This is a genomic window from Sorangium sp. KYC3313 (assembly GCF_052075895.1).
GTDB classification, from domain to species: Bacteria; Myxococcota_A; Polyangia; order Polyangiales; family Polyangiaceae; genus Sorangium; species Sorangium cellulosum_B.
The window spans coordinates 427,768-445,372 of the sequence record NZ_CP197255.1 but is presented as its reverse complement, the minus strand read 5'-3'; the positions used below and the strand labels follow the sequence as shown (position 1 = coordinate 445,372).

Genomic DNA, 17,605 nt, shown 5'->3' with positions numbered 1-17,605 from the left:
ATCGGCTCGGGAGGATGTTCATGAGCGCCCATTTCCAAGGTAAGGCATACGAGCAGTGGTTCAGGGACCTACGCATCACCGACGCCCCGCTCACCCGCCGGGGCCTCGTCGAGGCGCTCGATTTCTTCCACCAGCGCATGCCCGGGCTCGACCGCCGCACGATGCTCGCGTTCCTCCGCGGCATGGATCTCCACAGGCCCGTGAAACGCGTCCTGCTCCAGCCCAACTCCGAGATCGCGGCCTTCCGTCGAAGCACCGAGAGCCCCTTCAAGCTCTTCTACACCAAGGTCGGGGCCAACCTGCACTCGCTCGGCGTCAACCCCCACGATCGCCGATTCCAGCGCTTCCGGGTGCGCGCGCTCGTCGAGGTCCTCGAGTCCTATGCCGCCCCCGTCGTCGATACCTGGAGCGAGCTCCTCCCCGTCGGCGTGTATCGCCACTACACCGCGCGCGGCGGCGGTATCCAGTATGTCATCCCTGGCTCGTACGACTGCCTGCTCGTCGCTGTATAGGAGCTTCGGCATGCACGAGATCGATTTCAGCTTCATCGCCAAGCTTGAATGAGGGCAGCGCCTTGACGGCTATGTTCCTGTGATGAGCAGCAGCCAGAGCGGCGTCACCATCGCCACCGGCTTCGACCTCGGCGCCCGCGGCCTGGGCGATCTGCGCACGCTGGGCCTGCCCGATGTCCTCATCGGCAAGCTCACCCCCTACCTCGGGAAGAAGACCGTCACCGCCGAGCTCTACCTCGACCGGCACCCTCTCAGGATCACCAGGACCGAGGCCGACGCCATCGCGGGAGGGTCGGCGAGGTGCTCTCCCTGCCCCCTCGGTGCCGGCGGCGAGCTTTGCGTCGTTCAGGACGCGCCAGCGCCGCCGGCGGCCGGAGCCGCGAGCGACGCCCGCGCCCACGTGTCGGGCAACAGGTCGTCCAGCCGTTTGCGGCCAGCCTGCCTGCAGCTCGCCGGTTGACCGGATGGCGTCGGTCGGGCGCTCACGACGCGGCGACGCATTTTCCGAAATCACCCGCCCCGCATGCCCGGAACTCCTTAACAGAGACACCCCGCAGCGCGGCCCCTTCCGCGCCGGGGGGAGGTGTTGCCATGACCGCACCCAGGATTCCACCGACCTTGCCCGCCGCGCAGCGCGTCCCCAGCCCCGTGCTACCTTCTGGGCCGATGCCGCCGTCTCTCCGCGTGATCCGCCGCTCCGAGGTCGTCCCGGACCTCGAGCGCTGGGTGCTGACGGAGGAGACGGTGCCCGAGTCGAGCCCCCACGATCTGTTGAGCGAGCGCATCCGCGGCTTGTTGCTCGGCTGGGCAGCCCGTGCCGAGCGCACCGTGAAGATAGGCCGCAACCTCGCCGTCCGCTGGGACCGCAAGCACCCGCAGCTCGGGGTCGACCCGGACGTCTACGTCGTCGAGCCGCCGCCCCCGGAGGGGGACGCGGTGCGCAGCCTGAGGCTCTGGAAGACGGGCCATGTCGCGCCGCGGCTCGCCGTGGAGATCGTCAGCGCGCAGCACCCGACGAAGGACTACGTCATCGCGCCGCAGAAATATGCGGCCTGCGGCGTCGAGGAGCTGTGGATCCTCGACCCGTTCCATGAGGGCCCACGCACCCACGGCGGCCCGTTCCGAATCCAGATCTGGCGCCGCGTGGACGACGCCATGTTCGCGCAGGTGCATGCCGGCGAGGGGCCTGCATGGTCGGAGCTCCTCCGGGGCTGGCTTCACGCCGCGCGGACGCCGGCCGGCGTGTCGTTCGACCTCAGCACCGACGAGGCCGGCGCGGAGCGCTGGTTGACCCCGGAAGAGGCAGAGCGCTCCGCCAAGGAAGCTGCCCGCCGGGAGGCGGCGCGCGCCCAGCGCACGGCTGAAGCCGCGCAGCGCAAGGCCGAAGCCGCGCAGCGGGACGCCGAGGCCGAGCGCGCGGCCCGCGAGGCTGCCGAGCGGCGCATCCGGGAGCTCGAGGCGCTGCTCGCCCGCGCTCGGTAGCGCTGCGCTCTCGCTCTCGCCCTCGCCCTGCCTCCGTCCGGCCGTCACGAGCTGCGCCAGAACGACGCGTGCGACGACCGCCTCAGCCCCCGACCTGCGCTCTCAAGCTCAGCCCTCCGGCTTCCCCTCGGCCGAAAGCTCGATCTCCGAAAGCCTGCCGACGAGCGGATCCTCGCTCCCGAGCTGCTGAAACGCACCCGGATCGCTCCTCTCGAGCGCCGCCAGGAGCTGCCCCAGCCCGCGCCGCGATCCGTAGTAGTTCGACATCTCGTGGTCCTCCTCGGTGATGCAGGCGCGCACCGCGCTGCGCGAGACCTCCGGGAGCCGCAGCGCCTTGAGCGCCATCGACCACAGCCCGTCGATGAAGTTCTGGTCCGCCGGGAACTCCAGCAGTCCAGCCATGGTGAGCAGCATCGCGCAGCGCTGTCCCCTCGGCGTGGACAGCGCCTCTTCGCCCGCGAGGTGGCCGAGATCGAAGGCGCGGCGCATGGCGTCGGCCGCGCAGAGCAGGCGCTTCAGCTCCTTGGCCGCGTGGCTCAGGTGGCTGTGGAACATGACATCGACCGAGAGGCCGCCGAGCGCCTCCTTGCTCTGCTGAAAGCGGGTGACGGCCGGGAGCCGCCCGAGATGCTGCTGCACGGCGCCGCCCGTGGGCACGTCGTGGGGCGGCTCGCGGTGGCTGAAGAAGCCCCCCGACTGGAAAGCATAATAAAGCTCGCTCTGGCCCGCGAGCCCCGCCCAGATGTCCGAGTACTGCGCGACGCGATTGAGGCTGCCCGCCGCCCAGTTGAGGCCCGCCGCGCCGTCGCCGCCGATCTGCGACGCGCTCACCCCCGGGTCGCGCGGCGTCATCGAGGCCTCGATGTCCTCGGCGATGTCCGCGAGCTGGAAGTCGAGGAAGCCGTCGTAGTAATCCGCGCGCCCGTCCCGGTTCACGTCGGAGTAGCGGGCGACGACGAGCGGGTGCGAGGGCCCGACGAACTGCGAGAACCCGGCGATCTGCGCCTGCGGGTGGGGCCATTGCGCCTTCCGGAGGCGCGCGTCGAGCTCGGCGTGCGACGCGCGCTTGCTCATCCCGCGCAGCGCGGCGACGAAGCAGTCGACCCCCTCGGACGAGGTGACCACCCCGTCCGATCCGGTCCTGAAGTACGTCGAGCCCCACGAAGAGTAGATGTCCGCGTCCGGGAACATCTGGGAGACGGCAAAGCGCGTGGTGAGCCCCGCGCACTGCGAGTTCATCATCAGCTTGTATCCTTCCTGCTTCACCTGCACCGCGGCCGCGCGGAGGTCGAAGGCGCCGAGCTGGGCGTGCCGGTTGATGAGCAGCCCGATGAAGAACGCCATCCCCATCTCGAGGTTCTCGTCGCGCGGGGTCGCGGCGCGGGCGAAGACGCGGATGGGCTCGCCGGCGGGCGTCTTGAAGGGGGCCTCGAAGGCGCGGTAAGGGCTCCAGCCGTTCGGCGGCGGGGGCGCCTCGGGCGGGAGGGCGATCTCCTTGAAGCCGTGGGTCGACACGAGGATGTTGCACTCGCCCTCGTGGAACTCCGAGGCGCCGCACATCGCGAGGTTCCACGGTCCCGTGAGCTCGTCGTACGGCGGCGCCTCGCGGAGCAGCCCGCGGACGAGCCCCCGCGCTCGCTCCTGCTGGGCCGCCGTGAGCCCCGGGGCGCGCAGCTGGAGCAGGTGGATCGCGTGCGCGCGCAGCGCCGGCCGGGCCGTCTCGTCGCCCGCCTCCCTCTCGATGAGCGCGAGGATCTCCTCGGCGGCGCGCTCCGCGACCGGCGCGAAGCCGCGGTCGTCCAGCGACGTCGCGATGAGGTGCGAGAGGATCGTCGTCGCCGCCGAGCGGAGGGTCGCCGCGGCGGTCGGATCGCGCCTCGCCTCGTCGCCGCCCACGGCCGCGACATCGAGCGCCGCGCGCGCCTGATCCAGCAGCGCCGCGCCCCGGCGCGCCGAGAGCCGCTCCTTGCGCGCCGGCTCCTCCGGGTGGAACGCGCTCGGCGGGAAGAGCTGCGTGAGGGTGCTCGTCCGGCGCGACGAGATCCACCGGGCCGCGGTGACGAGGGCGTCGCGGGCGGCGGGCCCGTCGGGGCCGAGCGTCGGGCTCGCGCTGAACACCCCGGCGGGCAGGAGCCAGAGCGGCGCGGCGCCCTCGCGCCCCGCGTTCAGGTCGATCGGCGCCGCCTGCGACGCCACGCCCGGCTCCGGAACGACCTCGACGTTGGAGACGGCGAGGGCGCGCAGCCGCCGGCGCACGGGCGAGTGGCCGGGAAACACGATGAGCACCGACCTGCCCTCGCCCTCCCGGAGCGCCGCAATGCTGTCCCCGGGGACAGGCGCCGAGAGCGAGATGGCATAATCGCTGTCGCTCACCGCGACCGCGAGCAGGTGAATGCCTGGCGCGGACTTTCGCTCTTCGAAGGCGGACGACGCGGCTGGCCCGACGGCATCCACGGTGCCAGGCAGGTCGACGAACCCTCGGGGCGAACGGATCCGGACGATGACATCGCTGGGCATGACGCTCTCCTGAGGTGAGGGAGCGTCGCCGCGTTCAAGATCCCGGCGCAACAGGAATCCGACCCGGCAGAACGCCGGCGTGTCGCGTCACAACCGGATCACGGCGAGCTCGACACTGGCCCGTTCAGGCAGCTCCCTCAATGGCTCTCCGGCAGATCCGGAGTCGACCAGATCACTCCTCGTTCGATGGAGCGCGCGTCGCTGGCGCGATGACGGGGTGGCGGGGCGACTCTTGCGCTGACGAGGCGGAGCAGCGAAGCAGGGAGAAGCCTGCTCCGGCGGCGATGAGCACGCCGGCGGCGACGAGCTTGATCCCTGCGCCCTTCGCGTGGCGCGCCCGCGCCGACGAGGCGACCGCTTCCGCTCCGGCGAGCGCGGCGGCGGCGCCGGCCGTCTCCGGCGAGGAGAGCGCCGCGGCGTCGGGCGGCGCTTCCAGGGAGGCCGCTCCGGCGCCGCGCGCGCGCAGCCGGTTGCTCGAGGGGGGCGCCGGCAGGAGGCTGCCTGCGCGCAGCGTCGCGGTCGACGCCTCCCCGTCCAGATCGGCGGTGCTGGCCGGGAACGCGTCGCTGATGCGGCCGTCGGGCGCGAGCGAGCCGCTGACGCGGGCGCTGGGCACGAGCGGGTCGCTGGCGCGGGCGCTGGGCACGAGCGAGTCGCTCTCCGGAACCCTGGGCGCCGCCGGGGGGCCGAAGGGGCGGAGGGCGACGGCCGCGTAGCGCTCGAGGAGCGCGCCGACCTCGCGGAGATCGGCCGGGCGCTGCGCGCGGTCCGGGCTGAGCATGCGATCGATCATGGCCGCGACGTCGGCGGGCAGCGTCGGCGCGCTCTCCCCGATCGGCTGGATGGAGCCGGTCAGGATGCGCTTCATCACCTTGCCCATGTTCTCGGCCTCGGTGGGCCGCACCGAGGTGAGGCACTCGTAGAGGATGACGCCGAGCGACCAGATGTCGGCGCGGTGATCCACGTCGTGCTCGCCGAGGATCTGCTCGGGCGACATGTAGTACGGGGTCCCGAGCATCTCGCCGCTCCCGGTGCGTCCCCAGGACCAGCTGGTCTCGCCGGGCGCCGCGGTGACCTTGGCGATGCCGAAGTCGAGCACCCTGACGCGGGCGTCGTGCTGCGCGGCCTCCGGCGCATCCGCGGGGTCCGCGGAGCCGGGCGCCGGCGCGCCGCTCGGGGGCTCCGCGGCGGCGTGAGCGGCTGCGCCGGGCGCGCCTCGTGGCGAGGCCGCGTCGGGCGTGAGCAGGAAGATGTTGTCGGGCTTGAGGTCGCGGTGGACGATCCCCAGCGCGTGCGCGGTGCCGACGGCCGAGATGACCGGCAGCAGGATGCGCGACAGCTCGGGGAGCGGGATCTGCGCCTCGCGCAGCAGCTTGTCGCGGAGCGACTCCCCCTCGAGCAGATCCATGACGAGGAACGGCGTCCCGTTGTCGAGCTCGAGCACGTCGTGGATGGATGGCACGTTCGGGTGATCGACCGCCGCCGCCGCGCGCGCTTCCCGGACGAGGCGCCGCCGGGTCGACGCGTCCTCCGCCGCGCCGGGGCGCAGCAGCTTCAGCGCCACACGTTCGCCGTTCGCGAGGTGGGTGGCGGCCCAGATGACCCCCATGCCTCCCTCGGCCAGCTGGCGATCGACCCGATAGCGACTTGCCACCAGGGCGCCCGGCATCAGCGGATTGCTCACGCGAGATCAGGATACCACGCGCCGTCCTCCCGACCTTCTCCGCGCGCCTCAGACGCCCAAACACCGCTCCGGTCGGACAATTACGTGTTCGACGCAGTACCGCTCACCCCGGCGCGTCATGCGACATAGGTGCTCGTGTGTACGTCCCTGTCGCCGCAAAAGCGCGGTGATCTTTTCAACACGGATGTTCGGCTGCCCACCGCGACCCCCGGGAGCCACATAACATCACCGGCCCCCTGTACGTCCCTGTTACCGCAGAAGCACCGATATCTTCTCGACATCGAACTTCACAGGTCATGAAACACACCATGCCAAGCCGCGTCACCACCGCTCGTTCATCCATCGTGGCGCGCCCCCCGCCGAGCTCATCCCTAATGAAGCCCCCACGTCACCGCGCTCATCCGCCCCGGAACGCGCCTCGCCGAGCTCATCCGCCCCGGAACGCGCCTCGCCGAGCGGCGCGCGCCCGCACAGGAGACGGGCCCAGATCGGCGTTTTCGGCGCGCAGGCGTATTCCCATACGCCGAGCACCGAAAACGTCGAGATGGGCCCGTATCCGCAGCGGGCGCGTGCCGCTCAGCTCAGACGGCGGGCCAGATGGAGCCGGCGCGCCGGCGCTCGGCGAAGGCCTCGGCCGAGAGCGCGTAGCGCAGCAGCTCGTTCGACACCGGGTGTTGAAGGAGCAGGCGCGGCTCCTCGGTCGAGCGGGCCATGTCGCGATCGTACCGGCGGAGGTAGTCGATCGCGGCGAGCGCGTCGCCGCAGAGCAGGTAGCCGGTGCGGTGCTCGCTCCGGCGCAGGCCGAGGACGAAGGCGCGCGCGTCGTACGACACCGCGACGTTCGACGCGAGCTCCTCGAGCATCTTGCGCTGGCGGCGCCCGATCGCCCGCTGCACGCCGGGGAGCATCTGCTGCGCGGCGTGCTCGCGCGGGGGCGAGATGGCGCCCGACCCGAAGCCGGGATCGATCGTGCGGATCGACGCCAGCAGCAGGCCATCGGTGGCCTCGGCCGGGATCTCGTCGAGGAACGTGAAGCCGACCGCGATGCGCGCGAAGAGGCGGGCGAGCGCGAACGTCTGCTCGAGCTCCGGGAGCTCCATGAACGACGTCGGCGCGACGAGGGCAGGGGGATCACCCGGGAAGACGCGGGCGGCTCCTTGCCACGAGGGCACGAGGTAGAGCTCGAACGCCTCGACGCCGAGCGCGCGGCCCACCCGCTCGGCGAGATGCCGCGTCGGGTGGTTGTCGCGCGGGCTGATCCGCTCGCGCGAGCTGATGCCGAAGTTGCTCAGCTCGAAGCGGATCGCCTTCGCGGCGATCGGCGCGATCGCGAGCGCCACGTCGATCCAGGGGCTCCGGGCCTCCGGGAGGAGCAGCCGGCCCATCTCGGGGCCCGCGAAGGCCCCGACGTACGGCGCCTCCGAGGGGACGCGCCGGCCCCTGAGCCGGGCCATGCGGTCCAGCGACACCTCGCCGAGGCAGGCGCGGACCTCCTCCACGGTGATCCGCTCCTCCGCGCGCCCGTCCTTGGCGAGCGCGGCCTCGAGCGCGGCGAGCGCCGGGCCGAGGTCCGGGAGCCGCGTGAAGACCTCCGGATCGGGCGTCAGGACGTCCCGCAGCACCTGGACCGCCTCCGCGTTGCGCCCCGCGGCCTCGAGCCCGCGGCCGAGCGCGGTGCGCGACTCGGGCGGCGCGCCCGGGAGCGCGACGGCCTGCTGGAGGCGCGCGAGCCCGTCGCGAGGCCGCACGAGCAGGGTCGACTCGAGCAGGCCGAGCGTGGTCAGCCAGCGCGGATCGGCCGGGATGCGGCGCGACTCGGCGACCTCGAGCAGCTGCGCGAGCGCCCTGGCGTAGGCCGCGGCGCCCTCGCTCGTGTCGACGCGGTACAGGCGGGCGAGCGCCACCCACCCGCGCGTGTCGCCGCCGGGCGCGCTCACGATCGCGTCGCACAGCGTGCGGACCATGCCGGCCGTGTCGCCGGCGTCGCGGTAGGCGTCCGCGAGGCGCAGGGCGGCCTCGACGCGGGAGCCCGGGTCGGGCGACAGCTCGACGAGGCGCCCCAGCGCGCGCAGCGCGAGCGCGTGGTCGCCGCGCATGACGCCGAGCTTGTGCAGCCGCTCGAGCGCGGGCCGGTTCTGCGCGTCGAGCGACAGGACCGCCTGGAGCGCGTCCTGGGCGAGCACCGGGTTCGCGAGCGGCCCCTCGTACAGGTCGGCGATCAGGAACTGCGCCGCGATCTTGGTCTCGGCGTCCGTCGCCGCGGCCACGGCGCGCTTCAGGGCGTCGCGCGCCTCGAGCCAGACGCGCTGCGCGGTGAGCAGCCGCGCGAGCAGGAGCAGCGCGGCCGCGTCGTTCGGGATCGCCTCGATGACCCGCCGGACGGCCGCGATGCCCACGCCGGCGTCGATCGCGCCCGGGCGCCCGTGGTGCTGCAGCACCGACCGGGCGATCTCCGTGCCGAGCAGCGAGATCGCCTCGCGGCTCGCGGCCTTGCCGAGCGCCTCGCCGAGCCGGTCGGTGAGCCGCTGGGGGTCGCCCGCGAGCTCCCTGGCGAGCGCGCGCGCCGCGCCCACGCAGCTCGGATCCGCGCGGAGCGCGCTCTCGTACAGCTCGAGCGCGCGCGCGCGGCCCTCGGGGGACGCGTCCTCGGCGGTGAGCTCCGCCGCGCGCACGAGGTGCATCGCGCGCGCGGGCGCTCCGAGGACGAGGTCGGCGAGCGCCAGCTGGGCCGCGATCACGCTCGCGCGGTCGCCGAGGCGCTGCGCGAGCCGATCGAGCCCGCGCGCCGCGATGACGCTCTCCGGCCACAGCCCGAGGGCGTTGCGGAAGCCGGCGAGCGCCGCGCGGGCGGCGGCGGGGTCCGCGTCGGCCTGCGCCTCCGCGAGGAGCGCCTCCTCGACGCTGTAGAGGGCGCGCGCGATGGGATCGGGCGTCAGCTCCCGGCTGTCGTGGATGGCGCTGGCGAAGAGGGCCTGCGCCCGCGGCGCGATCGGATCCGCGGGGCTCGCCTTCGAGGCGATGCGGAGGATCGCCATGTGGGCGGCCGCGTCGTCGGGCGCCTCCTTCACGATGCGCGCGAGCGCCTCGAGCGCGGCGCTCGGCCCGAGCTGCTCCTCGAGCGACGCGATCTCCCAGAGGGCGCCGCCGCGCGCGGTGGCGGAGGTGAACACGTCGGCCTCCGCGCGCAGGACGGTCGCGAGCGACGTCGGCGCCTCGAGGTGCCGGTAGAGCTGCTCCAGCATGCGGAGCGCCGGGACGTGGTTCGGCACCACCCCGACGAGCCCCTCCAGGATCTCGACGGCCTGGCGCGGGCTGCTGTCCGCGAGGACCAGCGCGAGGGAGATCCGGAGCGCGTGATCGACGAGCGCCGGCGGCTTGCGCTCGAGCCAGCGCGCGTACAGCCCCGCGAGCTCGCTCGCGATCATCGAGGCGGACATCCCCGGCAGGCTGGGCGCGCGGGCGCCGGTCGCGGGCCGCTGCGCGACGGGCGCGCCGAGGCCGACGCCGACGCCTGCGCCGCCGGCGCGGACGTAGATGCGCTCCATCGCGTCGAGGATCGCCGGATCGTGCTGGCCCGGGGCGAGCGCCGCGTCGGCGCGGGCGAGGAGGCGGAGGGCGTCCTGATCGCGCCCGAGGGCGAGCTCCTGCACCTCGGCCGCCTGGAAGAGCAGCCGCGCGTGGTCGTCGGGCCGCTGCGCCTCGTCGGCGAGCGAGCTGAGCACCTCGACGAGCTTCTCGTAGTTGCCGGTCTCGCGGAGGAGCCGCGCGATCTCGATCCGGGGCAGCGGGTGAGCGGGCCGCTTCCGCGCCGCCTCGCGGTACGACTCCACGGCGCTGTGCGGCCGCTTGAGGCGCCGCTCGTCGAGCCCCGCGACCTCGAGCCAGAGGCTGAACGCCGCGTCTCCCGCGGGGTCGCGCTGGATGAGCTTGAGCAGCGCGCGCCGCGCCTCCTCGTACCGGCCGGCGCGCTCGTCGAGGCGGATCCGCGCGCGCAGCGCGTCGGGGTCGGCCGGATCGATCGCGAGCGCGCGATCGACCAGCGACGAGGCCCGGTCGCGATCGCCGAGCCTGAGCTCGGTGACGTCGGCGGCGCGCAGGAGGAGCCTGCGCTGCTCGCGCGGGCTGCCCGTGAGCTCGGCCTCGGCGCAGAGCGCGCGCGCGAGCCGCTGCGCGTCGCCCGCGCGCGCGGCGTTGCGCTGGAGCGCGAGGATCGCGGCGCGCCGCTCCGGGTCGATCGCGAGGATCTTCTCGATCTCCTCCACGGCGCGGGCGGGCTGGGCGAGCTCGTCCTCCCAGATGGAGACGAGCTTCTCGAGCAGCCCGATCTTGCGCGTGGGGTCCTCCGTCGCGCTCGCGGCCTGCGTGTACAGATCGAGCCGCGCCTGCACGCCGCGCGGATCTTCCTCGACGGCCAGGGCGTCCGGCGTGAGCAGGGCGGAGAGCGCGTCGAAGACCGAGCTGTTGCCCGGCTCGATCGCCCACGCGGCGCGCAGGATGGCGAGCGCCTCGTCGCGCCGCTTCAGGTGGCGCTCGGAGATGTCCGCGGCGCGGAGCAGCGCCGCGACCCGGACGGGCGCGGGCCGGTCGGCGTTGGCGACGGCGGTCCACACCTCCACGCGCTCGGCGTGGTGGCCGAGGCGCTGGAGGGCGCGGTCGAGCCGCTCCCGCGTCGAGCTGTCCTCGGGATCGAGGTCGAGCGCGCGCGTCGCGTGGAGCGCGGCCTGCTCTGCGTCCCCGAGGGTGTCGTAGATCTCCGCGAGGCGGACGTGCTCGTGGATGATCGCCTCTTTGTCGGTGAGGAGCGCGAGCTCCTTCTGGCGCACGTTGGCGGCGAGCTCGAGCATGCCGTTTGCCTCGAGCAGGCGGATCAGCTCGCCGACCACGCGCCGCGCGGTCGGCGAGCCGGCCGGGGCCCGCGTCGACGCGCGCCGGAGGAGGGGCACCGCGTCCGCCGGGGAGCGGATCTTGTCGATGAGCAGCCGCGCCGCCGTGTAGAGCAGCCGCGCCGCGCGGTCGTCGTCGCTCTCGTGATCGGCCTCCAGGGAGAGCGCGCTGACGAGGCCGACGATGCCGTCGTGGTGCACGAGGTGGCGGCGGAGCGCCTCCCGCACGGGCCCAGGCCCTGGATCGAACGCGATCGCGCCCTCGAGGGACGCGAGGGCGAGCTCCGGCTTGTAGAGCTTCCGATCGAGCACGGCGGCGCGCTCGACGTGGACCCAGGCGGTGAGCTGGCCGTCGCCGTCCGGCCGCCCGCGCCCTGGGGCGTAGGCGGCGGAGAGCCGGTCGAGGTGCGCGGCGAGGTCCTTGGCCGCCTGCTCGGCCCCGCGGGCGCTCTCGCGCCGGAGGGCGATCTCGAGCCCGCGCAGCGACGCGGCGTGGAGCGGGACGAGCCGCAGCGCCTCGGTGAAGGCCTCGCAGCTCTCGGGCGTCCGCCCGAGCGCCTGGAGCAGGCGGGCCCGCTCGGCGAGGAGGTCGGCCCGGAGCGCGTCGGTCTCGGCGACGCGGAGCTTGTCCTCGACGACCTCGAGCGCGAGGGCGAGCTCGGTGCGCGCGTCGAGCACGCGGTGGACCCGCGAGAGCGCCGGCTCGAGCGCGCGGGACAGCTGTCGAGCGCGCTCGTACGAGCGGCGCGCGGCGGCGGGGTTCTTGAGCACCCGCTCTTCATGGATGCCGAGCTCGACGAGGGCGCGCGCCGCGCCGACAGGATCGCTGCCCTTGAGCCGCTCGGCGCGCTGCTGGAGCTCGGTGGCGAGGTCCGGAGCGGCGAGCTGCGGGCTCTGCTCGGGCGTCTCGGGCGCGTTCGGCTGCGAGCGGGGCGCCGGAGGTGGCTGGGCGGGCGCGTGCGCGGCGCTCGGCGCGGGCGCATGCGCGGCGCTCGGCGCGTGCAGGACGGTCGCCGCATGCGCGGCGTTCGGCGCGTGCAGGACGGTCGCCGCATGCGCGGCGCTCTGCGCGGGCGCCGCGGCGCTCTGCGCGGGCGTGGCGCCCGGCGCATGCGCGGCGTTCGGCGTGACGCCCGGTACCGGCGTGCGCGTGGCGCTCGGGGTAGGCGCGCCGCCCGCCAGCGGCGCGCGTGGGGCGCCCGGCGTGGGCGCGCCGCCCGGCAACGGCGTGCGCGTGGCGCTCGGTGCGTGCGCGCCGCCTGGCAACGGCGTGCGCGTGGCGCTTGGCGCGGGCGCGCCTCCCGGCAACGGCGTGCGCGTCGCGCTCTGTACGGGCGCCGGCGCGGCGCTCTGTGCGGGCGCCGGCGCAGCGCTCTGTGCGGGCGCCGCCGCGGCGCTCTGTGCGGGCGCCGCCGCGGCGCTCTGTGCGGGCGCCGGTTCGAGCGACTCGACCGAGATGGGCGTCGGAGACGAGCTCGGCTCGACCGAGATGGGCAGCGGCGTCGCGGTCGGCTCGACCGAGATGGGCAGCGGCGTCGCGGTCGGCTCGACCGAGATGGGCATCGGCGTCGTGCTTGCGTCGAAGGCGGCGATCGCCTGGGCCGCGCCGCCCGGCTGGGAGCCAGGCGCCGGCTTGCCCGCGCTCGCGGCGGAGCCTGGAGCGGGCTGCGTTGCGGCGCGGTTCGGGCTCGGCGGGCGCTGGCCTGGGCCGCGCGCCGGAGGGCGGGCCGGGCTGGATCCAGGGGGCGCCGTCCTCTTGTTGGACGCTCCTGGAGGCATCGGCGGCGGCGGCCTCGACGGCGGCGCCAGCGACGGCGGCGCCGGCGGCGGCCCGCTCGCGACGCTACCGTCTTTGCGGCGGATCAGCGGCGGCGGTCTGCTCGGTACTGGCGGCGGTACGCTCGGGGCCGGCGTCTTGTTCGGCCCTGGCGGCGGCGTGCTCGGCAGCGGCGGCGGGCTCGAGGCCAGCGGCGGGCTCGGCAGCGGCGGCGGGATCGAGGTCAGCGGCGGGCTCGGCATCGGCGGCGGGTTCGGCGGCGGCAGCGGGCTCGCGGCCGCCGGCGGCGGCTCGCCGTCTGCCGGTGCGCTCGCGGCCGCCGGCAGCGGTTCGCCGCCTGTCGGCGCGCTCGCTGCCACCGGCAGCGGTTCGCCGCCTGTCGGCGCGCTCGCTGCCGCCGGCGGCGGCTCGCCGTCTGTCGGTGCGCTCGCTGCCGCCGGCAGCGGTTCGCCGCCTGTCGGCGCGCTCGCGCTCGACGGCGCGCCGAGCCTCGACGTGCTCGTGCCGACGAGCAGCGTCTTCGCGCCGGGCTGAGGTTGCGCGCTCGCGCGCGTCATTTGAGCGTTGTCGGCGTTGGCTTCCCAGCCACCTTCGTCCGGCGATCCGGACAGGCTCGGCAAACCAGGCCGGCGCGACGCTTCGTGTTGCGGATCGTCCCCGTGGGCCACCGCCGCGGATGCTACACATCCACGCGCCTTCAATCTACAGTCGATGCGCCTGCTCGCTGGCGTCGCGCGCTTACCGATACAGGGGCGACCTACTTGTTGAACGGTGCTGTCGATGCGCAGCGCAGCAAGGCGAGCTTCATCGCTTTTCCGGCCGGGTGCGCCACGAGCAGCGCCTCGGCGGAGGCGGCGATCGGCTCGCCGCGCCCGAGGGCCGGCTCGGCTTGCAGCCCGCCTTCGAGCTCGCCCCTCGCGGTGAGCGCCGCGAGCTGCGTCGGGCCGGACGCGTTCGCGATCGCGAGCCATGCCGCTGCGCCCGCGGCCTTCGCCGGATCCTGCCCGCCCGGGCCTCGAGCGCCGGGGAGGAGCGCCGGCACCCCGGCGCTCAGGCCCAGCGCGGCCTCGGGCGGGGCGTCCTGCTCGCGATCGCCGCCGACGAGCACGCGCGGCTCGGCGGCGCCGCCGAGCCGCACCAGCACGGCGCTGATGCGCCCTCCGATCGAGCCGCTCGGGGTGTCGTCGTCCCGGAAGGCGAGGATGAGCCCGTCGTCGTCGCCGAGCGTCAGGTCGTACGCGAGCACGTGTCCGTTCTTGGGGGTGACCGCGCGGGGCGTCGCGGTGAGCGCGCCCGCCTCGTCGAGGGGGACCACCTCGATCCACTGGTGGGTGATCGTCTCGCCTGCCGCGGCGGTGTCCTCGTCGCCGTCGTCCTTCTTCGCCGCGGCCTTTCGCGCCGGCTCCTCGGCGCGCGCGATGTACGCGAGCCAGTAGCCGCCCGGCCGGCCGAGCACGCGCGGCATCTCGGCGTCGGTGCTCGGCTGGGAGACCGGGCGGGCCGACGTCACGGAGCGCAGCGTGCCCACGTCGGCGGAGGCGAGCATGATCCGCGATCGCTTGCCGTCGCGGGTCACGTCGTCCCACACGATGACCGCGCGCTCGCCGGACGCGGCGATGTCGAGCGCGAGCGACTCGTCCCGCCCTTCGGCGAGCTCGGCCCCCCACGTCACGTGGTCCCCTTCGACCCTGGCGACCTTGATCGCGCGCCCGCCTGCGTTCGGCTCGAGCATCGCGGCGAGGATCGCGCCCCCGGCGCCCGCGACGACCGGAGGATCCATGTCCCCGCGCGATCGCGCGAGGCGGACGAGCTTCCCCTGGGCGCCGTCGGCCGAGAGCGTGGCCACCATCGCGACGGTCCCGCCCTCGGCTGCTCTCTGGGCGCCCACGGCGAACCCGCCGGAGAACGTCGTCCCGCGGCCGACCTCGACGGCGAACGGCGCGATGTCTTCAACGCTGTCCGCGCCGCCGCCCCCCGCGCCTTCCTCGGCCCCGCGCGCGGCCGGCGGTGCGTCGCCGATGACGAACGGCGGCGGGCTCGCGGGCGTGCAGCGCGGGGGCGTCGGCCGCGGCGCCGCGTCGGCGTCGCTCGGCGCGGACGCCGCGGGGGTCGCGCTGGGCGGCGCGGGCGCGTCGCTCGTGGCGCCTCCCGGCGTGGAGCAGGCGCGCCACACCACGAGGCCGCCGACGACGAGGGCGACGGCCAGCGCGCCCTTCCAGGCGACGCCCTCCGGCTCCTCCGCTGGCGGCGGCTGTCGAGCTGCGCCCGTGCTCCCCTGGCTGGTGTTCCGCTGGGTGGCGCGCTGGTCGGGATCCATGGGGCGTGGGTGTTAGCGCTGATCGCTCCGCGAGGGCAGGGGGAGCGTGAGCCGCGCAGCGCGGCGTTTCCAGGGGCCTTGTTGCGGCGCCAGATCCGTGTGGCCGTTTGACCCCCTCTGCGTGGCCCGACGCGACGCCGGTTCGCACGCGCCGAGTGGCGCGGATATCCATCGATGCTCGATATCAACCATCGAGGGACCATTTCGGGGCGCAGGGCCCTGCGAGTTCACCTCCGCCAGGAGGACGAGCGATCACCGAAACAGCCATCTTGTTCCCGACCCCGGTGTGCGTTTGAACCAGGCCGATCGTGTCCACGACGGGCCTCCCGACACGGTCCCTCCATGGATAGTCGACGACGTGAACGACCATGGAGAGCGCGCGCGCAAGCGAGCTCATCTGCGCTGCCGGCTGGACCCACGATCGCGGCGCGCGCCGCGCTTCGGGCGCCCGGGTGAGCCGAGAACTTCCCCTCCGCCGCCTGCGAGGCTAACGAGCGGCTGTCAGCTTCGTCCGTCCGGTGCCTGGCGCCGTGGCCCTCCTCTGTCGTCGTGATGCCCAGCCGTCCTCTCCTCGCCACCTTCCTCCTCGGGCTCGTCGCGCTCTGCTGCGCGGCCTGCGTAGGCTCCTCGCCCACGCCGCTCGCCCCTGCGCTCCGCGGCTCGATCGGCGTCCCGCACCACGGCGTCATCACCGACGCCGTCGAGCTCCCGAAGCAGGGCCCGGGCTACCGCCTGCTCCGCAGCAACGGCATCCGGTGGGGGACGGCGGGGCTGGTCGCCGCGGTCCAGCGCGCCGCGGCGGAGGTGGCGCTGGCGCGGCCGGGTAGCGAGCCGCTCGTCGTCGGCGACCTCTCCGCGCGCTACGGCGGCGCCACGCGGGGGCACCGGTCCCACCGCACCGGGCGCGACGCCGACCTCTTGCTCTACGCGCTGACCCCGGACGGCCGCCCTGTGCGCTCGCCGGGCTTCGTCGCCTTCGGGCCGGACGGGCTCGGGCGGATCAGCGATGGCGCCGAGGAGCCCGCGTCGCCGCGCGCCGGCGCGCCGCAGTACGTCCGCTTCGACGTCGAGCGGGAGTGGCTGCTCGTGAAGTCGCTCGTCCGCTCGCCCGACGCGCACGTCCAGTGGCTCTTCCTGGCCCGCTGGCTCGAGGCGCTGCTCATCGAGTACGCCCGCGCGCTCGGCGAGGATCCGGAGCTCATCTGGTATGCCGAGAGCGTGCTGCTCCAGCCGCGCGACAGCACGGCGCACGCCGATCACATCCACCTCCGCGTCGCGTGTACGCCGGACGAATCCCTCTCCGGCTGCCTCGGCGGCGGCCCGCAGTGGCCGTGGCTCCCGGCGGTGCCGCAGCTCGTCGCGCCGTCGGACGGCGACCTCGCCGCTGCGTTGCTCGACGACCTCCTGCCTGGAAGCGCCGCCGCGGGTTCTCGCGTGGCGGCTCCCGACAGCGCGCTGTGAGCCACCTCCTGGCGCACGGCGACGCGGCCGACGTCTGCGCGGCGCTCCCCGCGGACGTGCGGTTCGATCTCGTCTACCTCGATCCTCCGTTCGGCGTCGGGACGACGATGACCGCGCGGGCGGCGCGCGGCCAGGCCCGCGGGCGGCGCAGGCCGGAGAGCGGGCCCGACGCGTACGACGATCGCGCGAGCGCCGACGCGCTCGTCGCGATGCTCGCGCCGCGCCTCGCGGCCATCCGCGATCGCATGACCGAGGGCGCGACGCTGTACCTGCACCTCGATCACCGCGCGGTCCACGACGCGAAGATCGCGTGTGATCGCCTGTTCGGCCGCGGCGCCTTCCTCGGCGAGATCATCTGGGCGCCCGGCAACGGCGGCCGGGGCGCGCGCGGCTTCTCCGTCACGCACCAGACGATCCTCCTTTACGCGCGCGCCGCGGGCGAGCGCGGCCAGGTGGTCTACAACGTCGCGGATCCGATGCTCCGCGAGCCGTACGCCGAGACCAGCCTCGCGATGCATTTCAAGCACCGCGACGAGGAAGGCCGCCTGTACCGCGAGCGGATCCTCGGCGGCAAGGCGTACCGGTACTATGCCGACGAGGGCCGCCGGCTCGGGAGCGTGTGGAGCGACATTCCCGGGATGGTCGCCAACACCCCGCTGCGCCGCGAGGCCACCGGCTACCCCACGCAGAAGCCGGAGCGGCTGCTGGAGCGCATCGTCCGCGCGTCCTCCGCGCCCGGCGCGACCGTCGCCGACCTCATGTGCGGCAGCGGCACCACCCTCGTCGCGGCCGCGCGCCTCGGCCGCCGCTTCGTCGGCGGCGACCGGAGCCCGCTCGCGTTCGCGACGGCGCGGGAGCGGCTCGACCGCGAGGGGATCGCGTACGCGGCGCTGGAGGTCCCGCCGGCGCAGGGCGACGGGGCTGAGCCGTAGATCCGCGTGTCGACGGTCCTTGGCGCGATCGCTGAAGCCC

Annotated in this window: 10 protein-coding genes; 6 read left to right on the top strand and 4 right to left on the bottom strand. The window is 74.6% G+C overall.

What is annotated here, in order from left to right; genetic code table 11:
• The first annotated feature begins 20 nt into the window (after positions 1–20).
• From ACSRUE_RS01790 to ACSRUE_RS01780, 3 genes are all read left to right on the top strand, one after another.
• Positions 21–512, top strand: coding sequence for a hypothetical protein (locus tag ACSRUE_RS01790; RefSeq protein WP_441289509.1), 492 nt, complete (start codon positions 21–23; stop codon positions 510–512).
• An 82-nt stretch (positions 513–594) separates the two neighbouring features.
• Positions 595–972, top strand: coding sequence for a pesticin C-terminus-like muramidase (locus ACSRUE_RS01785; protein WP_441289508.1), 378 nt, complete (start codon positions 595–597; stop codon positions 970–972).
• 131 nt (positions 973–1,103) lie between these two features.
• Positions 1,104–1,994, top strand: a complete 891-nt coding sequence (locus ACSRUE_RS01780; protein ID WP_441289507.1) for a Uma2 family endonuclease — start codon at positions 1,104–1,106, stop codon at positions 1,992–1,994.
• 108 nt (positions 1,995–2,102) lie between these two features.
• On the opposite strand, the gene ACSRUE_RS01775 is transcribed toward ACSRUE_RS01780, so the two are convergent.
• The 3 genes from ACSRUE_RS01775 to ACSRUE_RS01765 form a co-directional block, all read right to left on the bottom strand.
• Positions 2,103–4,511: a hypothetical protein gene (locus tag ACSRUE_RS01775; RefSeq protein ID WP_441289506.1), complete on the bottom strand. Its 2,409-nt coding sequence runs from the start codon at positions 4,509–4,511 to the stop codon at positions 2,103–2,105.
• A 172-nt stretch (positions 4,512–4,683) separates the two neighbouring features.
• Positions 4,684–6,195 (bottom strand): protein kinase domain-containing protein, encoded by a 1,512-nt coding sequence (locus ACSRUE_RS01770; RefSeq protein WP_441289505.1) that lies wholly within the window; start codon positions 6,193–6,195, stop codon positions 4,684–4,686.
• A 581-nt stretch (positions 6,196–6,776) separates the two neighbouring features.
• Complete coding sequence (locus tag ACSRUE_RS01765; RefSeq protein WP_441289504.1) at positions 6,777–12,302, bottom strand: cellulose synthase; 5,526 nt, start codon at positions 12,300–12,302, stop codon at positions 6,777–6,779.
• On the opposite strand from ACSRUE_RS01765, the gene ACSRUE_RS01760 reads away from it, so the two are divergent.
• Positions 12,283–13,389, top strand: a complete 1,107-nt coding sequence (locus ACSRUE_RS01760) for a hypothetical protein (RefSeq protein WP_441289503.1) — start codon at positions 12,283–12,285, stop codon at positions 13,387–13,389. The two genes, ACSRUE_RS01765 and ACSRUE_RS01760, sit on opposite strands and share 20 nt — an antisense overlap.
• Before the next feature lie 223 nt (positions 13,390–13,612).
• On the opposite strand, the gene ACSRUE_RS01755 is transcribed toward ACSRUE_RS01760, so the two are convergent.
• Positions 13,613–15,172: a hypothetical protein gene (locus tag ACSRUE_RS01755; protein WP_441289502.1), complete on the bottom strand. Its 1,560-nt coding sequence runs from the start codon at positions 15,170–15,172 to the stop codon at positions 13,613–13,615.
• A gap of 552 nt (positions 15,173–15,724) precedes the next feature.
• Here ACSRUE_RS01755 and ACSRUE_RS01750 point away from each other — a divergent pair.
• Both ACSRUE_RS01750 and ACSRUE_RS01745 read left to right on the top strand, forming a co-directional pair.
• The gene (locus ACSRUE_RS01750) at positions 15,725–16,633 is read left to right on the top strand and encodes a penicillin-insensitive murein endopeptidase (protein WP_441289501.1); all 909 of its coding nucleotides are present in this window, start codon (positions 15,725–15,727) and stop codon (positions 16,631–16,633) included.
• A complete protein-coding gene (locus ACSRUE_RS01745) occupies positions 16,630–17,565 on the top strand; it encodes a DNA-methyltransferase (protein WP_441289500.1) in 936 nt (311 codons plus the stop codon). Before ACSRUE_RS01750 ends, ACSRUE_RS01745 begins: the two co-directional genes overlap by 4 nt.
• Positions 17,566–17,605 lie beyond the last annotated feature (40 nt).